Annotated in this window: 19 protein-coding genes, 1 pseudogene and 1 riboswitch; of the genes and pseudogenes, 4 read left to right on the forward strand and 16 right to left on the reverse strand. The window is 70.5% G+C overall.

Going from position 1 to position 23,395, the window contains the following annotated elements; all coding sequences use genetic code 11:
* Positions 1-57: 57 nt before the first annotated feature.
* Positions 58-3,882 carry a S8 family peptidase gene (locus ACIRJP_RS24655; protein ID WP_404177982.1) on the forward strand — a complete coding sequence of 1,275 codons (3,825 nt, stop codon included), beginning with the start codon at positions 58-60 and terminating at the stop codon, positions 3,880-3,882.
* Positions 3,883-3,933: 51 nt separating this feature from the next.
* Here the strand turns inward: ACIRJP_RS24655 and ACIRJP_RS24660 are convergent, their stop codons facing one another.
* From ACIRJP_RS24660 to ACIRJP_RS24735, 16 genes and pseudogenes are all read right to left on the reverse strand, one after another.
* Positions 3,934-4,944, reverse strand: a complete 1,011-nt coding sequence (locus ACIRJP_RS24660) for a helix-turn-helix domain-containing protein (protein WP_404177985.1) — start codon at positions 4,942-4,944, stop codon at positions 3,934-3,936.
* A gap of 195 nt (positions 4,945-5,139) precedes the next feature.
* Positions 5,140-5,526, reverse strand: coding sequence for a DUF4190 domain-containing protein (locus ACIRJP_RS24665; protein ID WP_404177988.1), 387 nt, complete (start codon positions 5,524-5,526; stop codon positions 5,140-5,142).
* Between the two features lie 276 nt (positions 5,527-5,802).
* Positions 5,803-7,029, reverse strand: a complete 1,227-nt coding sequence (locus ACIRJP_RS24670; protein WP_404177991.1) for an acyltransferase family protein — start codon at positions 7,027-7,029, stop codon at positions 5,803-5,805.
* 341 nt (positions 7,030-7,370) lie between these two features.
* Positions 7,371-8,267: a hypothetical protein gene (locus ACIRJP_RS24675; protein WP_404177994.1), complete on the reverse strand. Its 897-nt coding sequence runs from the start codon at positions 8,265-8,267 to the stop codon at positions 7,371-7,373.
* Positions 8,264-8,602 (reverse strand): PadR family transcriptional regulator, encoded by a 339-nt coding sequence (locus ACIRJP_RS24680; protein ID WP_404177997.1) that lies wholly within the window; start codon positions 8,600-8,602, stop codon positions 8,264-8,266. Before ACIRJP_RS24680 ends, ACIRJP_RS24675 begins: the two co-directional genes overlap by 4 nt.
* 77 nt (positions 8,603-8,679) lie before the next feature.
* Positions 8,680-8,928 (reverse strand): annotated as a pseudogene (locus ACIRJP_RS24685) (HTH domain-containing protein); the annotation flags it as partial.
* Between the two features lie 61 nt (positions 8,929-8,989).
* The gene (locus ACIRJP_RS24690; protein WP_404178000.1) at positions 8,990-9,868 is read right to left on the reverse strand and encodes a thioesterase family protein; all 879 of its coding nucleotides are present in this window, start codon (positions 9,866-9,868) and stop codon (positions 8,990-8,992) included.
* A 78-nt stretch (positions 9,869-9,946) separates the two neighbouring features.
* Positions 9,947-10,606, reverse strand: coding sequence for a trimeric intracellular cation channel family protein (locus ACIRJP_RS24695; protein ID WP_383715496.1), 660 nt, complete (start codon positions 10,604-10,606; stop codon positions 9,947-9,949).
* 40 nt (positions 10,607-10,646) lie between these two features.
* Positions 10,647-11,888, reverse strand: coding sequence for a dipeptide ABC transporter ATP-binding protein (locus tag ACIRJP_RS24700; RefSeq protein WP_404178281.1), 1,242 nt, complete (start codon positions 11,886-11,888; stop codon positions 10,647-10,649).
* 35 nt (positions 11,889-11,923) lie between these two features.
* Positions 11,924-13,024, reverse strand: a complete 1,101-nt coding sequence (locus tag ACIRJP_RS24705; protein ID WP_404178004.1) for an ABC transporter ATP-binding protein — start codon at positions 13,022-13,024, stop codon at positions 11,924-11,926.
* Entirely contained in the window at positions 13,021-14,022 is a 1,002-nt protein-coding gene (locus ACIRJP_RS24710; RefSeq protein WP_404178284.1) for an ABC transporter permease, read from the reverse strand. The genes ACIRJP_RS24705 and ACIRJP_RS24710 overlap by 4 nt, the downstream gene beginning before the upstream one ends.
* 144 nt (positions 14,023-14,166) lie before the next feature.
* Complete coding sequence (locus tag ACIRJP_RS24715; RefSeq protein WP_404178007.1) at positions 14,167-15,930, reverse strand: ABC transporter substrate-binding protein; 1,764 nt, start codon at positions 15,928-15,930, stop codon at positions 14,167-14,169.
* Positions 15,931-16,025: 95 nt separating this feature from the next.
* Complete coding sequence (locus tag ACIRJP_RS24720; protein ID WP_356086334.1) at positions 16,026-17,030, reverse strand: ABC transporter permease; 1,005 nt, start codon at positions 17,028-17,030, stop codon at positions 16,026-16,028.
* Between the two features lie 449 nt (positions 17,031-17,479).
* A complete protein-coding gene (locus tag ACIRJP_RS24725) occupies positions 17,480-18,259 on the reverse strand; it encodes an enhanced serine sensitivity protein SseB C-terminal domain-containing protein (RefSeq protein WP_356086336.1) in 780 nt (259 codons plus the stop codon).
* Positions 18,260-18,439: 180 nt separating this feature from the next.
* On the reverse strand, positions 18,440-19,210 hold the full coding sequence (locus ACIRJP_RS24730; RefSeq protein WP_404178011.1) for an enhanced serine sensitivity protein SseB: 771 nt from the start codon (positions 19,208-19,210) through the stop codon (positions 18,440-18,442).
* A gap of 94 nt (positions 19,211-19,304) precedes the next feature.
* Positions 19,305-19,997, reverse strand: coding sequence for an AAA family ATPase (locus tag ACIRJP_RS24735; protein WP_404178014.1), 693 nt, complete (start codon positions 19,995-19,997; stop codon positions 19,305-19,307).
* 160 nt (positions 19,998-20,157) lie between these two features.
* Positions 20,158-20,255, forward strand: a riboswitch (glycine riboswitch).
* 141 nt (positions 20,256-20,396) lie between these two features.
* Here ACIRJP_RS24735 and gcvT point away from each other — a divergent pair.
* The 3 genes from gcvT to glyA all read left to right on the forward strand — a co-directional run bounded on the left by gcvT (position 20,397) and on the right by glyA (position 23,262).
* Positions 20,397-21,512, forward strand: coding sequence for a glycine cleavage system aminomethyltransferase GcvT (gene gcvT, locus ACIRJP_RS24740; protein ID WP_404178017.1), 1,116 nt, complete (start codon positions 20,397-20,399; stop codon positions 21,510-21,512).
* A gap of 92 nt (positions 21,513-21,604) precedes the next feature.
* Positions 21,605-21,982 carry a glycine cleavage system protein GcvH gene (gene gcvH / locus ACIRJP_RS24745; RefSeq protein WP_404178020.1) on the forward strand — a complete coding sequence of 126 codons (378 nt, stop codon included), beginning with the start codon at positions 21,605-21,607 and terminating at the stop codon, positions 21,980-21,982.
* 20 nt (positions 21,983-22,002) lie between these two features.
* Positions 22,003-23,262 (forward strand): serine hydroxymethyltransferase, encoded by a 1,260-nt coding sequence (glyA, locus tag ACIRJP_RS24750; RefSeq protein WP_072486820.1) that lies wholly within the window; start codon positions 22,003-22,005, stop codon positions 23,260-23,262.
* Positions 23,263-23,395 lie beyond the last annotated feature (133 nt).

The following is a 23,395-nucleotide window of genomic DNA, read 5'->3' on the forward strand; positions in this document are numbered from 1 at the left end:
GGCCCCAGTCTTGAGCCGCACCGCGTGTCCATTTCCTTGCCTCCTGGAAAGGTTCCGATGCACAGACGGTATCGCTCTGCCGCCGTACTGGCGGCAGGAGTCCTCATCGCCACCCTCGCCCCCACCTCCTCCGGAGCGAGCGCCGCCCCGGCACCGGCCTCCGTCGGCGCGAAATCCGCCGGCCGTCCCCAGGTCAGCTCCGTCACGCTCGTGACCGGTGACCGGGTGCGGCTGGAGACCTTCCCCGGCGGCCGGAAGGCCGTCTCCGTCGAGCCGGCCGCGGGCGCTTCGCAGGCCGACTTCACCCAGCTGGAGATCGACAAGCAGCTGTACGTGCTGCCCCGCGCCGCGCTCCCGTACATCACCTCCGGCAAACTGGACCGGCAGCTGTTCAACATCACCTCCTTGGTCAAGCAGGGTTACGACGACGCGCACACCTCCGCCATCCCGCTGATCGCCCGCTACACCGGCGGCACGAACCCCACGTCCAAGGGAGCGCCCACCGGTTCGCGCAAGGGCCTGGTCATCAAGAGCCTGCGCGGCTCGGCACTGAAGGCGGACAAGAAGCAGGCCGGGCGCTTCTGGAAGGCCATCGACGACGACGCGCTCGCGAAGAGCAGCGCCGAGGGCGGCACGAAGAACGCTTCCAAGAACGCTGCTTTCAAGAACGCGGCCTTCGAGGGCGGCGTCGAGAAGCTGTGGCTGGACGCGAAGGTCCACGCCTCCCTCGATCGCAGCACCGCACAGATCGGTGCGCCCGAGGCGTGGAAGGCCGGCTACGACGGAAACGGCGCGACCGTCGCCGTCCTGGACACCGGCGTCGACGCCACCCACCCCGACCTGGCCGGGAAACTCGGCGAGGTACGCAACTTCACCGACGAGCCCACCGCGAACGACGGCCACGGCCACGGCACCCACGTCGCCTCCACCGTCGCCGGCAGCGGCACCGCCTCGGGCGGCTCGCGCAAGGGCGTGGCACCGGGGGCACGGCTGCTGATCGGCAAGGTGCTCGACGACAACGGCTCCGGCTCGTACTCCGCCATCATGGGCGGCATGGACTGGGCCGCCCACTCGGGCGCCGACATCGTCAGCATGAGCCTGGGCGGCCAGCCCACCGACGGCACGGACGTACTCAGCCTCGTCCTCGACGGCCTCAGCGAGGAGACAGGCACCCTCTTCGTCGTCGCGGCGGGCAACACGGGCTCCGACTACTCAGTGGGCTCCCCGGGCGCCGCGGCGAGCGCGCTGACCGTGGGCGCCGTCGACCGCGACGACAAGCTGGCCCCCTTCTCCAGCCGCGGCCCGCGCGTCGGGGACAACGGCGTCAAGCCCGACCTCACCGCCCCCGGCGTCGGCATCGTCGCCGCCCGCGCGGCCGGCACGTCCATGGGCACCCCGGTGGACGCGGCCTACACCGCCGCGTCGGGTACGTCCATGGCGACCCCGCACGTGGCGGGCGCGGCGGCGATCCTGGCCGGGCGCCACCCCGACTGGAGCGGCCCGCAGCTCAAGGACGCGTTGATGAGCACGACGCGTACCGCCCCCGACCAGACGGTCTACGAGCAGGGCACCGGCCGGGTGGACGTGGCCCGCTCGGTGCGCCAGCAGGTGCGCGCCACCGGCACCACCACCTTCGGCTCCCTGGCACCGGACGCGGGCCCGCGGCAGGTGAGCGTCACCTACACCAACGACGGCGACGCGCCCGTCTCGCTCACCCTGGGCACCACCTTCGACAAGCTCTACGGATCCCCGGCCCCGGCAGGCGCCATAAGCGCCCCCGCGCAGGTCACCGTGGACGCCCACGGCACCACCGACGTGACCGTGACCCTCGACGCGCCGGCGCTGCCGGAGGGCATCTACAGCGGCCGCCTCACCGCCACCTCGGCCGACGGGCAGGCCATCGCGCACACCGTTCTCTCCGCGGTGAAGGACCCGGTCACGCACAAGGTCACCGTGCGCGGCATCGACCGCGCCGGGCAGCCGGCGACCATCTTCCCGCTGCTCCTGCTGGGGCCCACGGGCCGCTTCGACGTTCTCCAGGAGGTGCCGGCGGGGCAGAGCCTGACGGTGGACGTGCCCGAGGGCATGTACTACCTGCACGGCGTCATCACGCAGCACACGGAGGACAACGTCACCAACAGCCTGGTGGTCGATCCCCAACTGCGGGTGGACGGCGCCACGGACCTGGTGCTCGACGCACGCAAGGCGGTCCCCGTGGAGATCCGGACCCCCAAGCCGGCCGAACAGCGGGGCCCGCTGGTCTTCTCCACCCACTGGAAAACCGGCGACCGGGAGTTCGCCAGCTTCTTCACCAGCGGACACAGCGGCGGACAGCTCCTCTACGTCACGCCCACCGAGGAGTTCACCGAGGGAACCTTCGAGTTCACCTCCCGCTGGCAGCTGACCGCACCGATGCTCCGCGCACGCGCGGTCTCCGCCACCGCCGCGGCCGGTGTCCCCGTCCGTCTGCTCCACAACTCCCCCGCTGTGGAAGGTGTTCGGCGCCTGCGAGTGGTGGACGCCGGTCACGGACGCCCCGAGGACTACGCGGCGCTGCGCGCACGGGGCACGGACGTCCGCGGAGCGGCTGTGCTCGTGGAACTGGAGGGGGTGGAGTACGACGAGGCGGTGAACTCGGCCGCCCGAGCCGGAGCCGCGGCCGCCGTCACCACCGCCGGCGGCAACAGGTACGCGGCCGCGACCTGGCAGCCGGTGGGCCAGCGGCTGCCCGCGATCGGCCTGTACGCCTCCCACGCCACCGCGCAGCGGCTGCGCGCGCCGGGCACCGTGCTGGAGTTGAAGGGGACCCCGGAAAGCCCCTACCTCTACGACGTCGTGCAGGTCGCCCAACAGCGCGTCCCCGAGCACGTGGTCCACAGGGTCGGGCCGAAGAACACGGCCACCGTGGTCTCGCGCTACCCGGACACGGGCGGGGCGCGCTACGTCGCGGAGGACCGGCTGTCCTGGCGTCCGTGGGAGGGGGAGAATGTGCAACTCTCCATTCGGGCCCGGTATGTCCGCACCGGGCAGGTGCGGACGGAGTACCTGAGCGGTCCCGCCGACACCCGGTGGCTGCACTGGGTCAACCCCCGCAACACCTGGGCAATCCAGGCAGCGGGGACCGGCATGCTCGGCCCCCTGCGCACCTACCGGCCCGGTGAGCACGCCACGGAGAGCTGGTACGCCCCCGTGGTGCGCCCGGCGATCCCCCGAGGTGTCAAGGGGCTCGCCCACCGCAAGGGCGACCAGCTGACCATAGGGATCCCCGAGTTCGCCGACACCGCCTCCGGCCACTACGGCTACGCCCTGCCACGCCAGGACGCCAACACCCCCTACCCCGACGAGACCCGGGCCGTACTGCGTCGCGACGGCGAGATCCTCGCCGAAGGCCCCCGGGCGTGGGGCGCCTTCCCCGCGGGCGGGGACGACGGCCGTTACCAGTTGGACCTGGACGTGAAGCGCACCAGCCCCGAGGGCACCCTCTCGCGGGCCACCAGCACCCGCTGGTCGTTCACGGCCCCTCGCCCGGCCGAGGGCAAGGAGTCCCTGATTCCCCTCCTCCAGCTCGACTACGACGTAGCCACCGACCTCCAGGGCTCCGCCCCTGACTCCGGGTCCTTCGCCTTCGGAGTGAGCGCCCGCCACCAGGACGGTCTGACGGCCCGTTCCGTGAAGGGCATGGAGGTGTCCGTCTCGTACGACGACGGCGGGCACTGGCGGGCGGCGACGACTTCCGCCCGGGGCGACGGCGCCTACCGTGTCCGGGTCACCCACCCCTCGACCGCCCGCACCAGCGGGTACGTCACACTGCGGGTCCGCGCCTGGGACGACGCGGGCAACGAGGTGACGCAGGAGATCGAGCGGGCGTACGCGCTGAGGTAGTACGCGAGATCCGGAAGCCGCGACCGGCCCAGGTCGCGGCTTCCGTGCGTCCTACGGCAGCCAGTCGCGCCGGGCCGCCTGCCACACCAGCTGCGTACGCGTCTTCGCGCCCGCCCGCTGCATCAGCGCGGTGATCCGGCGCTGCACCGTGCGGTGGCTGACACCCAGTTGGGTGGCGATCGCCTTGTCCGCCACGCCCGCGACGACCAGGGAGAGCAGGTAGCGCTCGTCGTCGGCAAGACTGCCGCCCGGTCCCATGCCGCCGGCGAAGTCGGCCAGCTCGCCCGCCTCCGTGAGGTGCAGCGGGGTCCCCGCCGCCCACTGGATGTCGAACAGGGCAACGAGGGCGTCCAGGAGAGTGCTGCTGCGGATGATCGCGGCGGTCGGCTCGCCGCGGGCGCCGGTCGCGTTGTCCGGCACCAGCGGGCAGACGGCGACAGAGCTGTCGACGATGACCATGCGCACGGGGAGTGTGCTGGTGGCACGGGCCGCTTCACCGGCGCGGATGCCCTGGGCGACGTTGTCGACCATGCCGGGCTGTTCCAGGCAGGCCCGTTCGTAGATCGCCTCGTAGCGGATGCCCTGGGCGAGCAGTTCGAACTCCTCGTCGTTGTCCTGGGCGCGCAGCGCCACGGGATCGGCCTTGCAGAACCACCGCAGGTCGCTGCGGGCCCCGTAGGCGAGTTGGCGCAGCTGCTGACGGATGGCGCCGGCCCCGGTGATCACCTCGACCAGTCGCCCGGCGTCATGGCGCCGGGCGCCCGCCCGGTACTCCTCGGCCAGCTGTTCCACTCCACGCCGCGCCCACTCCAGCGCTTCTTGGCCACGCGCCAGCAGGGGCTGCAGCGCCACGTCCGGCGGGACGGGTACGTACCGCATGCCGCCGTCGCCCGGCATCCGCCCGACCAGGCCTTTGTCATGCAGGGAGGACAGAAGCGCCGCCGCCTCGTGTTCCCGGATGTGGAGCCGTTGGACGATCTCGTCCGCGCCCGCACCTCGTACCTCCACCAGGTGGCGGTAGACCCGCTCCTCCGCGGCCCCGATCCCTGCTATCTCCAGCACGCGCCCTCTCCCTCCCCGCAGCCCACCCCAAACGGACGCCACTGTGCCATCCATGATCGAAATCGAACAGGATGCGAGCGGCCCTGCCGGGCGATCAGAAGACAACACCGCTTCCCTGAGTCCGAGGGGGCGTACGGCCGGCGCATGGTGTCCCGGGGCCAGCGCACCGCGGCGGCAGGGTCCGCTCCGCCCGGTTCAGCCGCCGAAGTTCCAGGCGACGACGCCGTTTCCGGTGACGAGGAAGGCGAGGACCACGAGGTCGGCGACGCCCAGCGCGAGCCCGAGCAGGGCGCGGCCGCGGCGGGCGGTGGACCGGACGAGGGAGAGGACCGCCATCGCGATGGCGGCCGGGCCGAGCAGGATGTTCATCACCAGCAGGCCGACGAGCCCGAGCACGAACGAGGCGACGGCCAGTCCGTCGGCGTCCCGGGTCCGGGCGCTGCGGCTGTCCGGCCGGGGCGCGGTGGCGGCGGCCACAGGATCGGGGCCGACTGCGGTCCCGGCTTCGGGGCCGGTTCCGGTCTTGGCGGCCGTTGTTCCGTCGTCCGTTTCCGGGCGGTGGACCGATGCGGTGAGTGTCATGGTGCGGGCTCCTTCTGGTCGGTGGCCGGGACGGCGGTCAGCGCGAACGGCGCTGCGCGCCGGCCCGTTCCCGTACGGCGAAGATCAGCAGCCAGCAGCCGATCGCGGCGGCCAGCGCGAGGGACAGCGGCAGCTGGACCACCGCTCCGAGCCCGACACCGCCACCGCCACCGCCGCCGCCACCACCGCGACCGCGACCGCGACCGCGACCGCGACCGCCGAGGCTATGAACCCCACATGCGGTTGCGGTACTGGGCCTCGGTCTGCGGTGGGATGTCAATCGCCTGCCGGGCCTGCCTTCGCGGGCGCCAATGTCCGGAGCGCCGCGCCCCGTTGCCTACGGGGCCGGAGTTCCGCGGGGGCGGGGTCGAGGGCCGCGGTGAGGTGGCGGCGCAGGAGCGGGCCGAGCCTGCGGTCGACCTGGCGGTTCAGGGTGGCGGCCAGCAGGAGGGAGAAGAGGAGGCCGAGGGCGATCGCGGGGAGAAGGCCCAGCGCCGGGGCGGCCTTGAGGACGGCGCGGGCGACGGGTATGCCGACGCTCTGGTGGACCAGGTAGAAGGGGTAGGTCAGGGCTCCGGCGTAGACGAAGGTCCGCCATTGGAGGTGGCGCAGCCGGCTGAGGCCGGCCACGGCGAGCAGCACGAAGAAGCCGGTGAGCACGGCGGCGCTGGCACCCCAGTCGGAAGTGGGGTGCGTGGCCACGCGGTCGTCGAGGACGGTCAGGGTGTAGCACCACGCGAAACCGGCAAGGAGCCACAGGAGCAGGTTCGGGCCGAAGCGGTACATCAGGTAGCAGGCGATGCCGGTCACGAAGAGTCCGGCATACTGGCTCAGCAGGAGCTCGTCCAGGACGTTGGAGTTCAGTTCGCGGCCGATGGACGCCAGAACCAGCCAGAGGAATCCGAAGGCCACGACGCGCAGGTAGGTCAGGCCGATCAGCAGCAGAGCCCCCATCAGCAGGTAGAAACGGGCTTCCACCCAGAGGGTCCAGGCGACGCCGGCGGTGAAGTCCACGCCCAGCGGCCCGGGAATCATCGTCAGGTTGCCGAGGGTGGTGCGCAGGTCCCTGGGCGCCCCTGAATGCTGGTCGGCGAGCGCCGCGACGGTGCCCATGACCACGACGATCAGCACGACCGCCCAGTACAGCGGGAAGAGCCGGGCGATGCGGGAGACCGCGAACTGTGCGGGGGTGCGTCCCCAGCAGCTCATGCAGATGACGAAGCCGCTGATCAGGAAAAATGCTTCCACTCCGAGCCAGCCGTAGCCGCTGACGGCGTGGAGCAGCGGTACCGCCTGCGGAAGGTCGTGGTTCTCGCCCCAGAAGCGTGGCGTCGGGGTGCCGACGTAGTGGTAGGCCGCCACGGCGACGGCCGCGAGGAGCCGCAGCGCGTCGATCGCGGCCAGGCGACCGCCCTTGGGTGAGGCACCCGATGGTCGGGCCGACCTTGTCCGGGCGGGCCGGAGCAGGTTGCGGACGGCTTCGCGGAGTGCGGACTCGGACATGGAATCTCCTGTTGCGCGGCGGCCGGTGCTCAGGGCCGCCGTTGAGGGAAGGAGGGCATGCCGCTCCTGGCCACCGGCGACACCGGTGGCTGAGCGGGGACATGATGGGGTGTTCTGGGACGGCGCGAGTGGCGCTGGACGGGAGGTCCGGGGCACGCCACCGGCTCGGCCGCCATGAGGCGGGCAGGAGCCGTCGGGGGGAGGTCGCTCGGGCGTCACGCGTACGGCCCTGCACACGCGGCCGTACGCCGGATCGTTCGAGGGAAGCGGGAAGCGGGAGTGCTATCGAGGCTGACCGGAACGGTCCGCTCTGCTCCTTGATCTCACCGGCTCACCTGCGGTCAGGCCGGGTTGGCGGTGTCGGAGCCGCCGCGGCGCATGCACAGGGCCACGGCCACGGCGACGGCCACGGCGGCCGTCAGGATTTCTTCGGTGCTCACCCAGCCCGAGAAGTACAGCGTGACGAGGAACGGTGTCGCGGCGAAGGCGAGCCCGGTGGTGCCGCGGAGCCCGGCGAAGGCCTGGCGGCCCGCCAGGACGAGGGCCGCGGCGAGCGGGACGCCCAACCGCCAGGGCACGACGGGCCCGATCCCGAGCGGGTCGATCACGACCATGCCGGCAACCAGCAGAACGGCCCACACCGCCACGGCGAACACCCCCGCCCCGCTCCGAACCCGGCGGGCCGGGCGCAGGTCGGGCGGGCAGGCGAGCGGGAGGGCGGCGATCAGGATCGGTGCGAGGAGGAAGCCGACGAGCTCCCACCGCAGGTCGGTCGGCGTCGGCCAGATCAGGTAGAGGAAACCGGCCGAGGAGCCCACGGTCCCTGCGACCGCGCACAGCACGCCGGGGAGGTGGCGTCCGGCCAGGGCGACGACCGCGCCGATCAGGGTCAGCAGGTAGCAGCCGTTCATCAGGGTCAGGAGCGGGGCCGCGCTGCCGTCGGTCCCGGCGGTGCGCATGACGTACCAGTCGCCGGCGTTGCCGATGAGGTTGAAGGCGGCGTACGCGGCCGTAGCGGCCAGGCCGAACGGGGCGGCACTCGCGAAGAGCCGGCCGCCCGGGTACGCGGAGCCGATACCGAGACGCAGCCGCAGGGCGTGCGAGGCGACATCGGCGGCTTCACGGAGGCGGGCGCGCGGGCCCGCCCCCTCGGTCGCCTCCTGGTACGCCTCGGCAATCTCGCTGCCGAACGCGCGACGGAAGCCCGCCGGATACAGGCGCAGCAGTACGGGGTTCACGTCGTGGCCGCCTTGCCGATGACGCCGAGGCGCCGAGTGGCTTCGCGCGCGGTGGCCGCGATCCGTTCGGCTTCGGTGGCCAGGACCTCGCGCCCGGGTGTGGTCAAGGTGTAGGTGCGCCGCAGCCGACTGTCCACGACCTCTTCCTTGTGGACCTGGATCAGCCCCTGCTGCAACAAGCGCTCCAGCGCACCGTACAACGTGCCGGTCCGCATCTTGACCCGGCCGCCCGAGATCGCCTCCACTTCGCGCGCGATCGCGTAGCCGTGGCGCGGTTCGTCCGCGAGCGCGGTGAGGAGGAGCAGAGTCGGTTCCTGCATCGCACGATCAGTCATGTGAGAACCATATGTCATTCACCGACATATGTCGCCAGCGGCTCCCATGGGTGCGGAGGGAGTGAAGGAATGGGCTCCTCGGCGGCGAGGGCAAAGAGAGAGCGCGCCTTGCCGGCGGCGGGCCCGTGGACACCGGTCCGTAATCCCGACAGCAGCGCGATGCCGCCGTGCCGCCCCCGCCCCCGCCCGGCATGGACCGGGACGCCGAAGACGGAGAGCGCCTCGATGTCCCGGTAGCTGGTGCGTACGGAGACTTCGAGGCGCTCGGCGAGCTCGATGGCAGGCATCGGGCCGCAGGTCCGGAGCGGCAGGAGGATGGAGAGCAGTCGGTCGGATTCCGCCCGACCAGCTTCCGTCGCTGCCTGCGCTCCCGCCCCGGCCCGGTCGTCAGGAGCGCGGTGCGCGTGCCAGCTGGCGGGACTGGGCCACCAAGCGGTCCGCGCTGTCCCAGACGTCCGCGTCCTCCTCCAGGAAGCCGCCCGCGAGGTTGCGGGTGGTGATGGAGACGCGCAGCGGGCCGGGGGCGGGGCGGCAGCGGATGTGGGTGGTGAGCTCGATGGTCGGCGTCCAGCCCTTGAGCCCCAGCTCGAACGAGGTGGGCGGCAGCGCGTCGACGGTGAGCAGCAGCGAGAGCGGGTCTGCGTCGCGGCCGTCCGCGAGGCCGAACCAGCCGCGCATCTCGCCCTTGCCGGAGGGTGCGCCGATGGCCCAGCCGGCCGTGGCCGGGTCGAGCTTGATGTCGAGCCGCTCGGTGATGGCCGAGCTGCCGGGGATCGGGGCCGGGCCGTCGCTCGGGCCGAAGCAGTGCTCCATCGGCGGGACGGCCGGCGGCTTCGCCGACGTACGGACCTCGTCGGACAGGCCGTCCAGGTCGCCGTAGGTGGCGATGACCCGGATGCGCTCGACCTCGGTGCCGTCCTCCGTGAACTGGAAGAGGGAGGCCTGGCCGGTGGAGAGGGTGCGGCCGGTGCGGACGGTCTGGGTCCGGATCACCGCCGGGCCGGGCACGGACGCGGTGAGGTAGTGAGCCGAGACGGAGAAGGGGTCCGGGTGCGGTAGGGCCTGGCCGAGCGCGCGGCCCAGCATGGCCAGCAGGTATCCGCCGTTGATGGCATGGATGATCGTCCATCCGGCGGAGAGTTCGGCGTCGTAGACGCCCTCTTCGCGCAGGGTGACGGCGGTGTCACGGTCGAACTCGCTGTTCCCGATGGTCGCCGGTCCGGTCTGTGCCGACTGCGCCGCCGACTGCTCTGCTGCCTGTGCCATGCGATGCACCGTACACCGATTGTATTACTGAGCGGTAGCTTTTTTTACTGGGATCACAGCGCCGCCCCGAGTGGCCGCTCAGCTCTCCTCGGCCGTCGCGGACTTCCGGTTGTAGGCGCGCGGGGCCCGCCAGTGGTAGCGCATCGACAGCAGCCGCAGCACGAAGGCGGCGATCACGGCGGTGCCGCTGGTGAACGCGTCGAGCGCCCCGAAGCGGATGCACAGGACGGTCGTCGCGGCGCCGACGATGGCGGGCACCGCGTACAGGTCGCGGTCCCAGCGCAGCAGCGAGGGCACCTCGTTGGCCAGTACGTCACGCAGCACACCGCCGCCGACCGCGGTGGCCAGCCCCAGGGCCGCCGACGCGGTGAGGCCGAGGCCGTAGTCGTACGCCTTGACCGTGCCGGTGACGCAGAACAGCCCGAGCCCCGCCGCGTCGAAGACATTGACGCCCACCTGGATCCGCTCGACGTGCGGGTGCAGGAAGAACACCAGTACGGCGGCGAGGAGCGGAGTGGTGAAGTAGCCGAGATCCGTGAACGCCGCGGGCGGGACCGCCCCGATGACGATGTCACGGAACAGCCCTCCGCCCAGCGCGGTCGCCTCGGCGAGCACAGCGATGCCGAAGACATCGAAGTTCTTGCGTACGGCGAGCAGAGCGCCGGAGATCGCGAAGACGAAGATTCCGACGATGTCCAGCGCATGCTGGACGGAGGGCGTGAACAGTTCGTTGAGCACCGGGCAATTGTGCAGGTACTGCTCCCGGTGCTACGCGACACTACTCCTTCGTGCTGTCCTCCGGCGTATCGGGCGAGGCGGCGTCGCCGTCCCCCGCCGCGGTCTCGGCCACCGTGGGCTCGGCGGCTGCGGTCGCCTCGGGCTCGTCCGCCGCTGTCTCGTCAGCCGCCGACTTGCTCACGTCGACGATCTCGATCGCTTCGCGCGCAGCCGCCGTCACCGTCTCACCGGGCACCTGGTCGGGCGCGTTCTCCGGGTGATGGCAGGCCACCTGGTGCCCGGTCTTCAGCGCGGCCAGCGGCGGCTCCTGCGTCTTGCAGACCTCCGTCGCCTTCCAGCACCGGGTGTGGAAGCGGCAGCCGCTGGGCGGTGAGATCGGCGAGGGGACGTCGCCCTTGAGCAGGATCCGCTCGCTCTTGACCGAACGGCGCTTCGGGTCCGGGATCGGGACCGCCGAGAGCAGCGCCTTGGTGTACGGGTGCATCGGCGCCTTGTAGAGCGACTCGCGGTCGGCCAGCTCCACGATCTTGCCGAGATACATCACCGCGATCCGGTCCGAGACGTGCCGGACCACCGAGAGGTCATGGGCGATGATCACGTACGTGAGGCCCAGCTCGCTCTGGAGGTCGTCGAGCAGGTTCACCACCTGCGCCTGGATCGACACGTCAAGCGCCGACACCGGCTCGTCCGCCACGACCAGCTTGGGGTTGAGCGCCAGGGCGCGGGCGATCCCGATGCGCTGGCGCTGGCCGCCGGAGAACTCGTGCGGATAGCGGTTGTAGTGCTCGGGGTTCAGGCCCACGACCTCCAGCAGCCGCTGCACCTCCTTCTTGACGCCGCCCTCGGGCGTGACGCCCTGCAGCTTGAAGGGGGCGCCCACGATCGTGCCGATCGTGTGCCGCGGGTTCAGCGAGGAGTACGGGTCCTGGAAGATCATCTGCATGTCCCGGCGCATCGGGCGCATGCCGCCCACGCCGAGGTGCGTGATGTCCCTCCCCTCGAACTCGATCTTCCCCGCGGTGGGTTCGAGCAGCCGGGTGATCAGCCGGCCCATCGTCGACTTGCCGCAGCCTGACTCGCCGACGACGCCCAGGGTCTCGCCCGAGCGCACCTCGAAGTCGATCCCGTCGACGGCCTTCACGGCTCCGGCGTTGCGCTGCAGCATCCCCTTCTTGATGGGGAAGTGCTTCTGCAGCCCGGTCACCTTGAGCAGCACCTCGCGGGAGGCCGTGTCACCGGCCGCCGCGCCGCTCCCGGCCGACCTCTGCGCCGGAACGTCCACGCCCTTGTCCTCGCTCGTCACGGCCTTTTCCTCGCTCACAGCTTGGGCGCAATCTCTTCGGTCCAGATACGCTCCCGCTGCTCCGGCGACATGTGGCAGGCCGCCCAGTGCCGGCCGCCGACCTCCTGGAGCTCGGGCCGTACGGTGCGGGTGATGTCGTCCTTGGGCACGTCCGCGTACGGGCAGCGCGGGTTGAAGGCACAGCCCGACGGGATGTTGATGAGCGAGGGCGGGGAGCCCTTGACCGGGATGAGCCGGTCGGTCTGGTCGCGGTCGAGGCGCGGCATCGAACCCAGCAGGCCCCAGGTGTAGGGGTGCCGGGGCTCGTAGAACACCTTCTCGGCCGGTCCGCGCTCCACGCAGCGCCCGCCGTACATCACGAGGATGTCGTCGGCGAGCTCGGCCACCACGCCCAGGTCGTGGGTGATGATGATGACCGCGGAGCCGAACTCCTTCTGCAGGTCCCGGATCAGGTCGAGGATCTGCGCCTGGACGGTGACGTCCAGCGCGGTCGTCGGCTCGTCGGCGATCAGCAGTTCGGGGTTGTTGACCAGCGACATGGCGATCATCGCGCGCTGGCGCATACCGCCGGAGAACTCGTGCGGGTAGCTGTCGACGCGCTTGTCGGGCTGCGGGATGCCGACCCGGTCGAGCATCTCGACGGCCCGCTTGCGCGCGGTCTTCTTGTCGACGCTGTGGTGGACCCGGTAGGCCTCCACGATCTGCTTGCCGATCGTGTAGTACGGGTGCAGCGCGGACAGCGGGTCCTGGAAGATCATGGCCATGTCGCGGCCGCGCAGCTTGCGGACCTCGTCGGGGTCCGCGGACAGCAGTTCCTTGCCGTCCAGCCAGATCTCGCCGGAGACCTGGGCCTTGCGCTTGCCGTACTGGCCGGCGGTGTGCAGGCCCATGATGCCGAGCGAGGTGACCGACTTGCCGGAGCCGGACTCGCCGACGATACCGAGGGTCTTGCCCTTCTCCAGCTGGAAGTTGAGCCCGTCGACGGACTTGACCAGGCCGTCGTCGGTCGGGAAGTGCACCTTGAGGTCGCGCACTTCGAGGAAGGCGGTGGGAGCGGGCGAGCCGGCCGGGGAGGGCTCGCCCAGCGCGGCACCGCTCTTGTGCAGTTCGGTCATCCCAGCCTCACTCGCGGGTCGATGACGGCGTACATGATGTCGACGACGAGGTTGGCGACGGCAATCGCGAGAGCCGCGAACAGGGTGACGCCGAGAATCACCGGCAGGTCCTTGTTGCTGATCGCCTGGACCGCGGCGAGCCCGAGACCGGGCAGGTTGAACGTGGACTCGGTGAGGACGGCGCCACCGAGGAGCACGCCGATGTCGAGGCCGAAGACGGTGAGGATCGGCGTCATCGCGGACCGCAGGGCGTGCCGGGTGATGACGGTGCCCTCGCCCAGGCCCTTGGCGCGGGCGGTGCGGATGTAGTCCTCGCCGAGCACTTCGAGCATGGTGGCTCTGGTGAGGCGGGCGTACATCGCGGCGTTCAGGAAGGCGAGCACGATCCACGGCAGGATCAGCGTCTGGAACCAGATGCCGATGCCGTCGTCCGTGGAGAGGTTGTCGGCGATCTTCACCCAGCCGAAGTTGTGCACGAACAGGCCCATGGCGACCATGCCGGTGAAGAAGATCGGCAGCGAGACACCGGCGAGCGCGGTGGTCATCGCGGCGCGGTCCCAGATGCTGCCGCGCCGGAGCGCGGACACCACACCGGTGGCGACACCGCCGAGGAGCCACAGCACGCAGGCACCGGCGGCGAGCGCGCCGGTCACGGGCAGCGCGTCCTTCAGGGTGGTCCAGACGGGGACCTCCGTGCGGAAGGAGTAGCCGAAGCAGGGCGCCGCGCAGTGGGTGACATCGGCACCGTTCGCGTAGTCACGCCCCATCGGGATGCCCTTGACGAAGTCCCAGAACTGGACGAGGAGGGGGTCGTCGAGACCCAGTTTGATCCGGATGCCCTGGAGCTGCTCGACACCCGTGGCCTTGCCGGCGAAGAGGACTGCGACGTCCTGACCCGCCCACTTGGGCAGCATGAAGAAGATGGTGAACGTCGCGAGCAGTACGACGAGCACCATGATGACTACGGCGAACAGGCGCCGGATGAGATAAGCAAGCACTGTGTGCGGCCCGGCGGTGGCCGGGAACCCCTTGCGGGGGCTCCCGGCCACCGCCCCGGCCCTCACCTGCCCTTCGGACTGGCGGGTTTCGGCGGCGGTGGAACAGTCAACAGGGTTGACTGCGAATGCTGTTGACTACAGCGACTACTTGACGACGCCGAGCGAGACGTAGTCGTAACGGCCGTTGTAGGCGTCGGACATGTAGGCGTTCGTCAGACGGCTGCCGCGCCAGGTGATGTTCTTCTCGTAGATGAAGGGCATCCAGTCGGCCTGGTCGAGGATCCGCTTGTCGAGCTCCTTGTAGATCTCGCCGGCCTTGACCGGGTCGGTCTCCGCGATCGCCCGGTCGAAGATCTTGTCGATCTCCGGGTCTTCCAGCTGCGACTCGTTGTAGTTACCGGTGTCCGCGAGGAACCGACTGTCCCACAGCGGCTGGCCGAAGCCCTGGCCGGACGGGAAGTCCGGGCCCCAGCCGCTCATCGTCATGCCGTAGCCGCGCTTCTTCACGACGGACGGCGAGCCCGTGATGCTGGACGCCTCGGCGCCGTCGATCGGGTCGACCTCGATCTTGATGCCGACCTTGCCGAGCTGCTCCTGGAGCGCCTCGGCGGTGTCGACCTCGCCCGGGTTGTTGGTACGGGCGGTGAGCTTGGTGGAGAAGCCGGTCGCGTGACCGCACTGCTTCAGCTCGTCCTTGGCCTTGGCCACGTCCGGCTTGCCCTTGCGGGCGAGGACGCCGTACGGGTCGTAGTCGCTGTGGCCCTTGATGGAGGCCGGCAGGGTGCTGTTGGCGATCGCACCACCGGCGATCTCACCACCGCGGGTCTGCTGGAGACCGGCGAAGTCGGTGGCGTAGAAGACGGCCTTGCGGCAGTGGACGTCGTCCAGCGGCTTCGCGGTGTGGACGAGCGCGACGTAGCGGACGAAGGACGTCTGCATGTTGTCGACGCTGTCCTTGTGCTTCTGGACGGCGGTGACGCGGCCGGACTGGGTCATGCCGGTGCCGTTGAGGTCGACGTCGTAGTCGCCCTCCATCAGCTTCTTGTCGTTCTCCTCCAGGTTGGCGGAGATCGTCACGGTGACCTTGTCCGGGAGCGCGGCGCGGATCGGGTCGGAGGCCTTCTGCCACTTGTCGTTGCGGACGAGCACGATGCTCTTGCCCGGCTTGTACTCCTCGAACTTGTACGGGCCGGAGGAGAACGGGCGCTGGGTGTACTTCGCGCCGGTGTCCTTGTCCGCCTTCACGGGCGAGCCGGACGGCATGGCGAGGAACTGCTCGAAGTCACCGTTGGGCTTGGGCAGCTTGAAGACGATGGTGTTGTCGTCGGGCGTCTCGATCGCCTTGAGGCCGTCCGCGGACTTGTCCTTGTAGGGGCCCTTGTACTCGCCCTTGGGGTCCAGCGTCTGCATCAGGTACTGCGGGCCACCGGTGATGGTGTCCGTCGCCCAGATGCGCTCGATGCCGTACTTGACGTCCTTGGAGGTCAGCTTGGAGCCGTCCTCCCAGGTCAGGCCGTCCCGCAGCTTGTACGTGTAGGTCTTGCCGCCGTCCGAGATCTCACCGGGCCCGGTGGCCAGGTCACCGACCAGCTTGGTGGAGGCCGCGCCCGGCTTGGTGTCGTAGGAGACCAGCTGGCGGGTGTAGAAGCGCATGAAGTCCCAGGCCATGCCGTAGTAGGCACGCTGGGGGTCGGCGGAGTCGAGGTCCTGCTTGCCGACCATCTTCAGCGTTCCACCCTTTTTGGTGGACGGGTTGGCGACCTTGTTGAACGCCGCGTTGAAGCCGGCGCCCTTCGAGCTGCCGCCGCCTTCGCTGTCGCCGCCGCCGCACGCCGTGGTGGTCATCAGCGCCGCGACCACGAGGGCCGCACCAGCGGTGAGCCGTCGTTTCGAGGTAACTGTGGACATTTTCTCGTAACCTCCGAGATCGCGGTCCCAGGCCGTTGCTTGCCGGAGAACCATGGGAAGAGCCACCTGACGATGCGGCAGGGGCAAGTCGTGGGCTATCGGGTCCCCTTGGGGTCCAGGGCGTCGCGCAGCCCGTCCCCGAAGAGGTTGAAGGCCAGCACGGTGATGAAGATCGTCACGCCGGGGAAGACCATGAACATCGGGTCGTGCTCGTACGTCTCCAGGGCGTCCCGCAGCATTCCGCCCCAGGAGGCCGTCGGCGGCCGGACACCCGCGCCGAGGAAGCTGAGGGCCGCCTCGGTGAGGATGTTGGTGGGGATCATCAGCGTCGCGTAGACGGTGATCGGCGCCACCAGGTTGGGCAGCAGCTCGCGGAAGAGGATGTGCGTCCGCCCGCCGCCGAGGCTGCGCGCCGCCTCCACGTACTCGCGCTCGCGCAGCGAGAGGGTCTGCCCGCGGACGATACGTCCGACGTACGGCCAGCCGAAGAAGCCGATGACGGCGACCAGTACGGCGATGCGGACGCCGCTGCCGGTGAGGCCGAGCAGATCGTCGGGGAGGACCGAGACCAGGGAGATGATGAAGAGGAGCTGCGGGAAGGAGAGCAGCACGTCCATGACGCGGCTGATCACCGCGTCCACCCAGCCACCGAAGTATCCGGCGATGATCCCGAAGAGGGTGCCGAGGGCGACGGCGACCAGGGCCGCCAGGAAGGCCACGAGCAGCGAGATCCGGGCGCCGTAGACGATCCGGCTGAAGACGTCGCGTCCCTTGTTCGGCTCGACGCCGAACAAGTAGTCGCCGCTCACGCCGCCGAGGCTGCCCGTGGGCAGATTGGTCAGCGGGTCGAGCTTGTCCTGGTGGAAATCGTTCGGCGGGTGCCCGAGCAGGCTCACGATCAGCGGCGCGAAGATCGCCACCACGACCAGGACGAGGACAACGATGCCACCCGTCAGAGCGACCTTGTCCTGCTTCAGGCGGTTCCAGGCGATCTGCTTGAGAGACCGTCCCTCGACCTTCTTCACTCCGGAGTCGACTGCGGGACCGTCGGCCGCGACAGGATCCGCTTCCTTGGTCGGCTCGTGCAGTGGTGCCGTCATCGTGGCAAGGACCCCTCTCAACCGGCGGTGGCCGGGCCGAACTGGCCGCTGTGGCGGCGCGATCAGTCAGTCGTACGCAGAGGCGGCAAGACGCCCTTGCTGCGGGAGTCTTCATTGCCGTTACGACTGGTAGCCATACCGACAGGCGAATGGATGCCTAACCGTGATGCGCTCTGGGGTGTTCCGTTATCCGGACGGATGTGAACGCCCGCCGAACACAGGTCAGTTGATACGGAAGGGGGCATGCGAGCAGATTAGCGTCGCATTCACCACCAGGCATGCCGAGCAAGGAAATCTCGGACATGGGCGGCCGGATGAGGCATCGGGCGGATGAACTCACGTACACATCCGTGGAGTTGACGCCTTACGTTCGCGTTACGGAAATCCGGACGAAATCCGGACCGTACGCGGGCATTCCGGACGCCGGGGACGGAGCGGCCCCGGACGGGTCAGTACGCGCCCTGCGGCGGGTAGCCGTAGCCCGCGACGGGGGCCGCCGGGGCGTGCGCCTCGCGGTCGTAGAACGGGCGGGCGTTGGCGCGCAGCCACATCGCCACCGGGTCGTACTCGTCGGACATCGCGACGGTGGAGACGGGCAGCCCCTCCGGGACGGCGGAGACCGACTGCTGCATCATCGCGCGCGCGGCGTCCACCGAGGGCGGGCTCGTGTCATAGAGATCGAGGCCGATGGTGAGGTACGGGACGCCGAGCGCGGGCTGCACCCAGGCGCGGCGCAGCGAGCGGATCGCCGGGGTGTGGTGGGCGTTCTGCGTGAGCAGGGCGTAGAACTGCGGGATCTCGATGGCCGGCTCGGTGAGCCGGAGCGGGCCCGCGGGCATCCGGTCGAGGCCGGTGGCGATCCGGCGCAGGTCCAGCCAGGGGATGCCCACGCCGCCGCCCGGGGCGTGCGGATTGAGCCAGATACCCCAGCGGTCGGGGAAGAGCGCGCGAGCGATGTCCCGGCCGCCGACCAGCTCGTGGGCGCGGTTCCAGCCGCTCACCGAGAGCTCCTGGGCGGAGGTCACACAGGGGGCGTAGCCGAGGCCGTCGACCTCCATGTTTCCGTACTGGGCGTCGGGCGAGCCCGCCTGGCCCTGCCAGAGGAGCATCCAGATCCGGCCGTTCGCGAGGGCCTGCAGCAGCGCCTCGTACGCGTCGTAGCGCCCGGGCGTCACTTGGCGCAGCATGTGCTCGACCTGCCCGGCCGCCGCGGTGCCTGACGCACTCACCTGGTCCCGCCCCTCTTCGATCCACTGTGTCGGCCCGCCGCCCCGGGCACACGGGTGCGGCATGATGCCGAGACACCAGCCATGAAACCAGCTTATGCGCCGGTCCTGACACCGACTTGACGCCATGGGTCGAAACGGTGTTCCGCGGACCGGCCCGGGACGCTCCCGTCCGGGACGCCCCTATACGGCCGCTCGCTGATAGAACGGGCGGATCCGCTCCCGCATCCAGTCGCCGACCGGGTCCTGGGCCACATCGAGCAGTACGAGATTGACCGGCCAGGGAACCTCGACCCGGCCCAGAGCGCGGCTGAGGGCGTCCATCGGGGCGTTGCGCCCGGCGCCCTCCCAGGTGGAGAACTCGACGCCGATGAAGAGGACCGGGTCGCCGCCCTCGATGCTGGCCAGCGTCCGGCGCGCGGAGAGCACTACGCCGCTCTCCTCGAACTCACCGGCCGCCGCGGCGAGGAAGTCGACCGGCTCCTCCTTCCAGTCCGGCTCGTACAGCCGGACCCTGCCGCCGCTTGCCGGACCGTCCAGCGGGGTGCGCCCGGCCCGGCAGAGCTCGGCCACGGCGGGCGGCGGCAGCGGCATCCCGACCGCGCCGCCCGGGTTCACGGCCAGGCCGAGCTGCGGGGGCAGTCCGCGGGCGAAGTCGCGGGCGGGCGCGACGGTGAAGGACATGTTGGTACCGACGCAGGCGAGGAACTGCTGCTCGGAGCTGAAGACGGGGACGTACGCGGCGCCCTCGATCTCCACCGTCGGCAGGTCCAGGGCCGCCGAGTCGGGTCCCCCGCCCTTGGGCAGCGGCACCCAGACCTGGCTGCGGCCGAGCACCTCGACGAGCCGCCCGCCCGCCTCCGGGATGCCCACGGAGGCCATCAGCACTTCTTCGAGCTCATTGGCCGGCCATCCGCCCTGCGGATGGGACTGGACCTGTGCCGGAACGTCCACTGCTTCCCCTTCTCGCCCAAGCTTTCCGGCAGAAGGTTAACGCCCGGCCCCGCCGCCGCCCCGGCCCCGAGGCGCCGGCCACCGGCCACCGGCCTCAGAGGCTGTCGGGCCGCCCGTCCGTGAACGCGATCCGGCCGAGCCGTCCCGCCGCCTCCCGGTCCAGCAGCACCGCCGAGGCGCAGCCGGGCGGCAGCAGGCCCGTCTCGGTCGCCCGCAGCAGCCTGCCCACCGCTCTGCGGTGCCGGGCGAAGGCGTACCCCGATACGCCGCGTCCGCGCTCGCGCTGGCCCTCCCTGGCGGTCTGCGGCGTCACGTCGAGCAGGACGAGGTGCAGGCCCCGGCCCCGGCGCCGGGCGTCACGGGCCAGCCAGCCGCGCACCCACGACTGGGTCCCGCAGTCGTGGACGACGGCGGACTCCCCGGAACGCAGCACCCGCCACAGCCCCCAGTAGTGGGCGACGCGGACGAGCGGGCGGTAGAGGGCGTACGGGAGTAAGCGGGGCATGACCCGGGCCCAGCGGTCACGGGTGTCCTGGGAGTCGATGGCGTGCGCGGTCGTCACTGCCCGCCGGATGAGCGTCGACTTGCCGCTGCCGGGCAGCCCGGAGACCACCACCACGTCCCCCGCCGCGAAACGCAGGCCGCGCGGACTGCGCCCGGACCGCTCCCGCAGATCCCGCACCACGGGCGCGTGCGCGCCCGTCGCGGCCCTCGCCGGGGCCTCCGCCTGTGCGGGCATCGCGCCGTGCGCGACCCCCGCGGTCGTCGCGTACCGCTGCAACGTCATCGCCCTCCCCCTGTCGGCTCACCCCACGTATGCCCCTGAAGTGTAAAGAAAAGGTAATGCGATACAACCGCCCCACGCCGCTGATTTCCCACAGGGGACCGGGGCCCCACTCCGGGCCGATGCGTGCGATGATGACCCGGCCAACTGCATAAAGGCCGCTTGAATCCACGCGGGAGAGTTCCGGTCACTTCCCGTGCCGGGCGCCGAAGGAGCAAGTTCCTCCCTTGAATCTCTCAGGCCCCGTACCGCGTGGATGAGGCAGATCTGAAAAGCGGGCCGCTTCGCGGCTCCACCCAAGGTGCAAGCCGAACCCCTCCAGGGGCTCTCGGCGAACCTCTCAGGTTCCGATGACAGATGGGGAGGGATCGTCCTCGTCGTCATGCCCTGGGAGTCATATCCATGAGCACCGCCCCCCGCCTCACCGCCCTCGATGCCCTGCACCGTTCGCTGGGCGCGACCATGACCGACTTCGCGGGCTGGGACATGCCGCTGCGGTACGCCAGTGAGCGCGACGAGCACAACGCGGTGCGTACGAAGGCCGGCCTCTTCGACCTGTCGCACATGGGCGAGATCACTGTCACCGGCCCCGCGGCCGCGGCCTTCCTGAACTTCGCGCTGGTCGGCAACATCGGCACCGTCGCCGTGGGCCGGGCCCGCTACACGATGATCTGCGCCGAGGACGGCGGCATCCTGGACGACCTGATCGTGTACCGGCTGGGAGAGGCCGAGTACATGGTGGTCGCGAACGCGGGCAACGCCCAGATCGTGCTGGACGCGCTGACGGCGCGCGCCGAGGGCTTCGACGCCGAGGTGCGCGACGACCGCGACGCGTACGCGCTGCTCGCCGTCCAGGGTCCGGAGTCCCCCGCCATCCTGGCCTCCGTCACCGACGCCGACCTGGACGGTCTGAAGTACTACGCAGGTCTGCCCGGCACGGTCGCCGGTGTCCCCGCGCTGATCGCCCGCACCGGCTACACCGGCGAGGACGGCTTCGAGCTGTTCGTCGCCCCCGCCCACGCCGAGCAGCTGTGGAAGGCGCTGACCGAGGCGGGCGCCTCCCGCGGCCTGATCCCGTGCGGGCTCTCCTGCCGCGACACGCTGCGCCTGGAGGCGGGCATGCCGCTGTACGGGCACGAGCTGACCACGGAGCTCACCCCGTTCGACGCCGGTCTCGGCCGGGTCGTGAAGTTCGAGAAGGAGGGCGACTTCGTCGGCCGCAAGGCCCTCGAAGCCGCCGCCGAGCGCGCCGAGACCGCCCCGCCGCGCAAGCTGGTCGGGCTGGTCGCCGAGGGCCGCCGGGTACCGCGCGCCGGTTTTTCCGTGGTCGCCGACGGCCAGGTCATCGGCGAGGTCACCTCGGGCGCTCCCTCGCCCACCCTGGGCAAGCCGATCGCCATGGCGTACGTCGACGCGGCGCACGCCACGCCCGGCGCCGAGGGCGTCGCAGTGGACATCCGGGGCAGCCACGAGCCGTACGAGGTCGTGGCGCTGCCGTTCTACAAGCGCCAGAAGTGACGTCGGCGCTCCCGCAGAAGTGACGCAGTCGCGTCTCACACCGTAAGACCACCGTTCATCAGCACTCCCCCGCGTACAGGAGAATTCAGGTCATGAGCAACCCCCAGCAGCTGCGTTACAGCAAGGAGCACGAGTGGCTGTCGGCCGTCGAGGACGGTGTGGCCACGATCGGTATCACCGAGTACGCGGCCAACGCGCTCGGCGATGTCGTCTACGCCCAGCTCCCCGCGGTCGGTGACACGGTGACCGCGGGCGAGACCTGCGGTGAGCTGGAGTCGACCAAGTCGGTCAGCGACCTGTACTCCCCGGTGACCGGCGAGGTCACCGCGGCGAACCAGGACGTCGTGGACGACCCGTCGCTGGTGAATTCCGCTCCCTTCGAAGGCGGCTGGCTGTTCAAGGTGCGCGTCGCGGAGGAGCCGGAGGACCTGCTCTCCGCCGACGAGTACACCGAGTTCTCCGGCAACTAAAGACCCAAAGGGACCACCTGATGTCGCTTCTCAACTCCTCCCTCCACGAGCTGGACCCGGACGTCGCCGCCGCTGTCGACGCCGAGCTCCACCGTCAGCAGTCCACCCTCGAAATGATCGCCTCGGAGAACTTCGCTCCGGTCGCGGTCATGGAGGCCCAGGGCTCCGTCCTCACCAACAAGTACGCCGAGGGCTACCCCGGCCGCCGCTACTACGGCGGTTGCGAGCACGTCGACGTCGTCGAGCAGATCGCCATCGACCGCATCAAGGCGCTGTTCGGCGCCGAGGCCGCGAACGTCCAGCCGCACTCCGGTGCGCAGGCCAACGCCGCCGCGATGTTCGCGCTGCTCAAGCCGGGCGACACGATCATGGGCCTAAACCTGGCCCACGGCGGTCACCTGACGCACGGCATGAAGATCAACTTCTCCGGCAAGCTCTACAACGTGGTCCCGTACCACGTCGACGAGACCGGCGTCGTGGACATGGCCGAGGTCGAGCGTCTGGCCAAGGAGTCCAAGCCGAAGCTGATCGTCGCCGGCTGGTCCGCGTACCCGCGCCAGCTGGACTTCGCCGCCTTCCGCCGCATCGCGGACGAGGTCGGCGCGTACCTGATGGTCGACATGGCGCACTTCGCCGGTCTGGTGGCCGCGGGGCTGCACCCCAACCCGGTGCCGCACGCCCACGTCGTCACGACCACCACGCACAAGACCCTCGGCGGTCCGCGCGGTGGCGTCATCCTGTCGACGCAGGAGCTCGCCAAGAAGATCAACTCCGCGGTCTTCCCCGGCCAGCAGGGCGGCCCGCTGGAGCACGTGATCGCGGCCAAGGCGGTCTCGTTCAAGGTCGCGGCGACCGAGGAGTTCAAGGAGCGCCAGCAGCGCACCCTGGACGGCGCCCGGATCCTCGCCGAGCGCCTGGTCCAGCCGGACGTCACCGAGGTCGGTGTCTCCGTGCTGTCCGGCGGTACGGACGTCCACCTGGTCCTCGTGGACCTGCGCAACTCCGAGCTGGACGGCCAGCAGGCCGAGGACCGGCTCCACGAGCTGGGCATCACGGTCAACCGGAACGCCATCCCGAACGACCCGCGGCCGCCGATGGTCACCTCGGGTCTGCGGATCGGTACGCCGGCCCTGGCGACCCGCGGTTTCCAGGCCGAGGACTTCACCGAGGTCGCGGAGATCATCGCCGCAGCCCTCAAGCCGTCCTACGACGCGGACGCCCTGAAGGCCCGCGTCGTCGCGCTGGCCGAGAAGTTCCCGCTGTACCCCGGCCTGAAGTAGTCCGGACAAGTTCTCGTAACACGTTGGGGCGGGGCACCGCGCACACTGAACTGTGAGCGCGGTGCCCCGTCCCATGCCCCGCCCCCGGGCCGCCCGGCCCGCACCGCACCACCGGCAGACGACGATGTCTACC

Source organism: Streptomyces sp. NPDC102437 (assembly GCF_044765565.1).
In the GTDB taxonomy this organism is placed as follows: Bacteria; Actinomycetota; Actinomycetes; order Streptomycetales; family Streptomycetaceae; genus Streptomyces.

Coding starts and splice junctions, on each gene's coding strand:
- ACIRJP_RS24655 (WP_404177982.1), top strand. CDS start 58: ATGCACAGACGGTATCGCTCTGCCGCCGTACTGGCGGCAGGAGTCCTC.
- ACIRJP_RS24665 (WP_404177988.1), bottom strand. CDS start 5,526: ATGACACTCACCGCATCGGTCCACCGCCCGGAAACGGACGACGGAACA.
- ACIRJP_RS24670 (WP_404177991.1), bottom strand. CDS start 7,029: ATGTCCGAGTCCGCACTCCGCGAAGCCGTCCGCAACCTGCTCCGGCCC.
- ACIRJP_RS24680 (WP_404177997.1), bottom strand. CDS start 8,602: ATGACTGATCGTGCGATGCAGGAACCGACTCTGCTCCTCCTCACCGCG.
- ACIRJP_RS24690 (WP_404178000.1), bottom strand. CDS start 9,868: ATGGCACAGGCAGCAGAGCAGTCGGCGGCGCAGTCGGCACAGACCGGA.
- ACIRJP_RS24705 (WP_404178004.1), bottom strand. CDS start 13,024: ATGACCGAACTGCACAAGAGCGGTGCCGCGCTGGGCGAGCCCTCCCCG.
- ACIRJP_RS24715 (WP_404178007.1), bottom strand. CDS start 15,930: ATGTCCACAGTTACCTCGAAACGACGGCTCACCGCTGGTGCGGCCCTC.
- ACIRJP_RS24720 (WP_356086334.1), bottom strand. CDS start 17,030: ATGACGGCACCACTGCACGAGCCGACCAAGGAAGCGGATCCTGTCGCG.
- ACIRJP_RS24735 (WP_404178014.1), bottom strand. CDS start 19,997: ATGACGTTGCAGCGGTACGCGACGACCGCGGGGGTCGCGCACGGCGCG.
- gcvT (WP_404178017.1), top strand. CDS start 20,397: ATGAGCACCGCCCCCCGCCTCACCGCCCTCGATGCCCTGCACCGTTCG.
- gcvH (WP_404178020.1), top strand. CDS start 21,605: ATGAGCAACCCCCAGCAGCTGCGTTACAGCAAGGAGCACGAGTGGCTG.
- glyA (WP_072486820.1), top strand. CDS start 22,003: ATGTCGCTTCTCAACTCCTCCCTCCACGAGCTGGACCCGGACGTCGCC.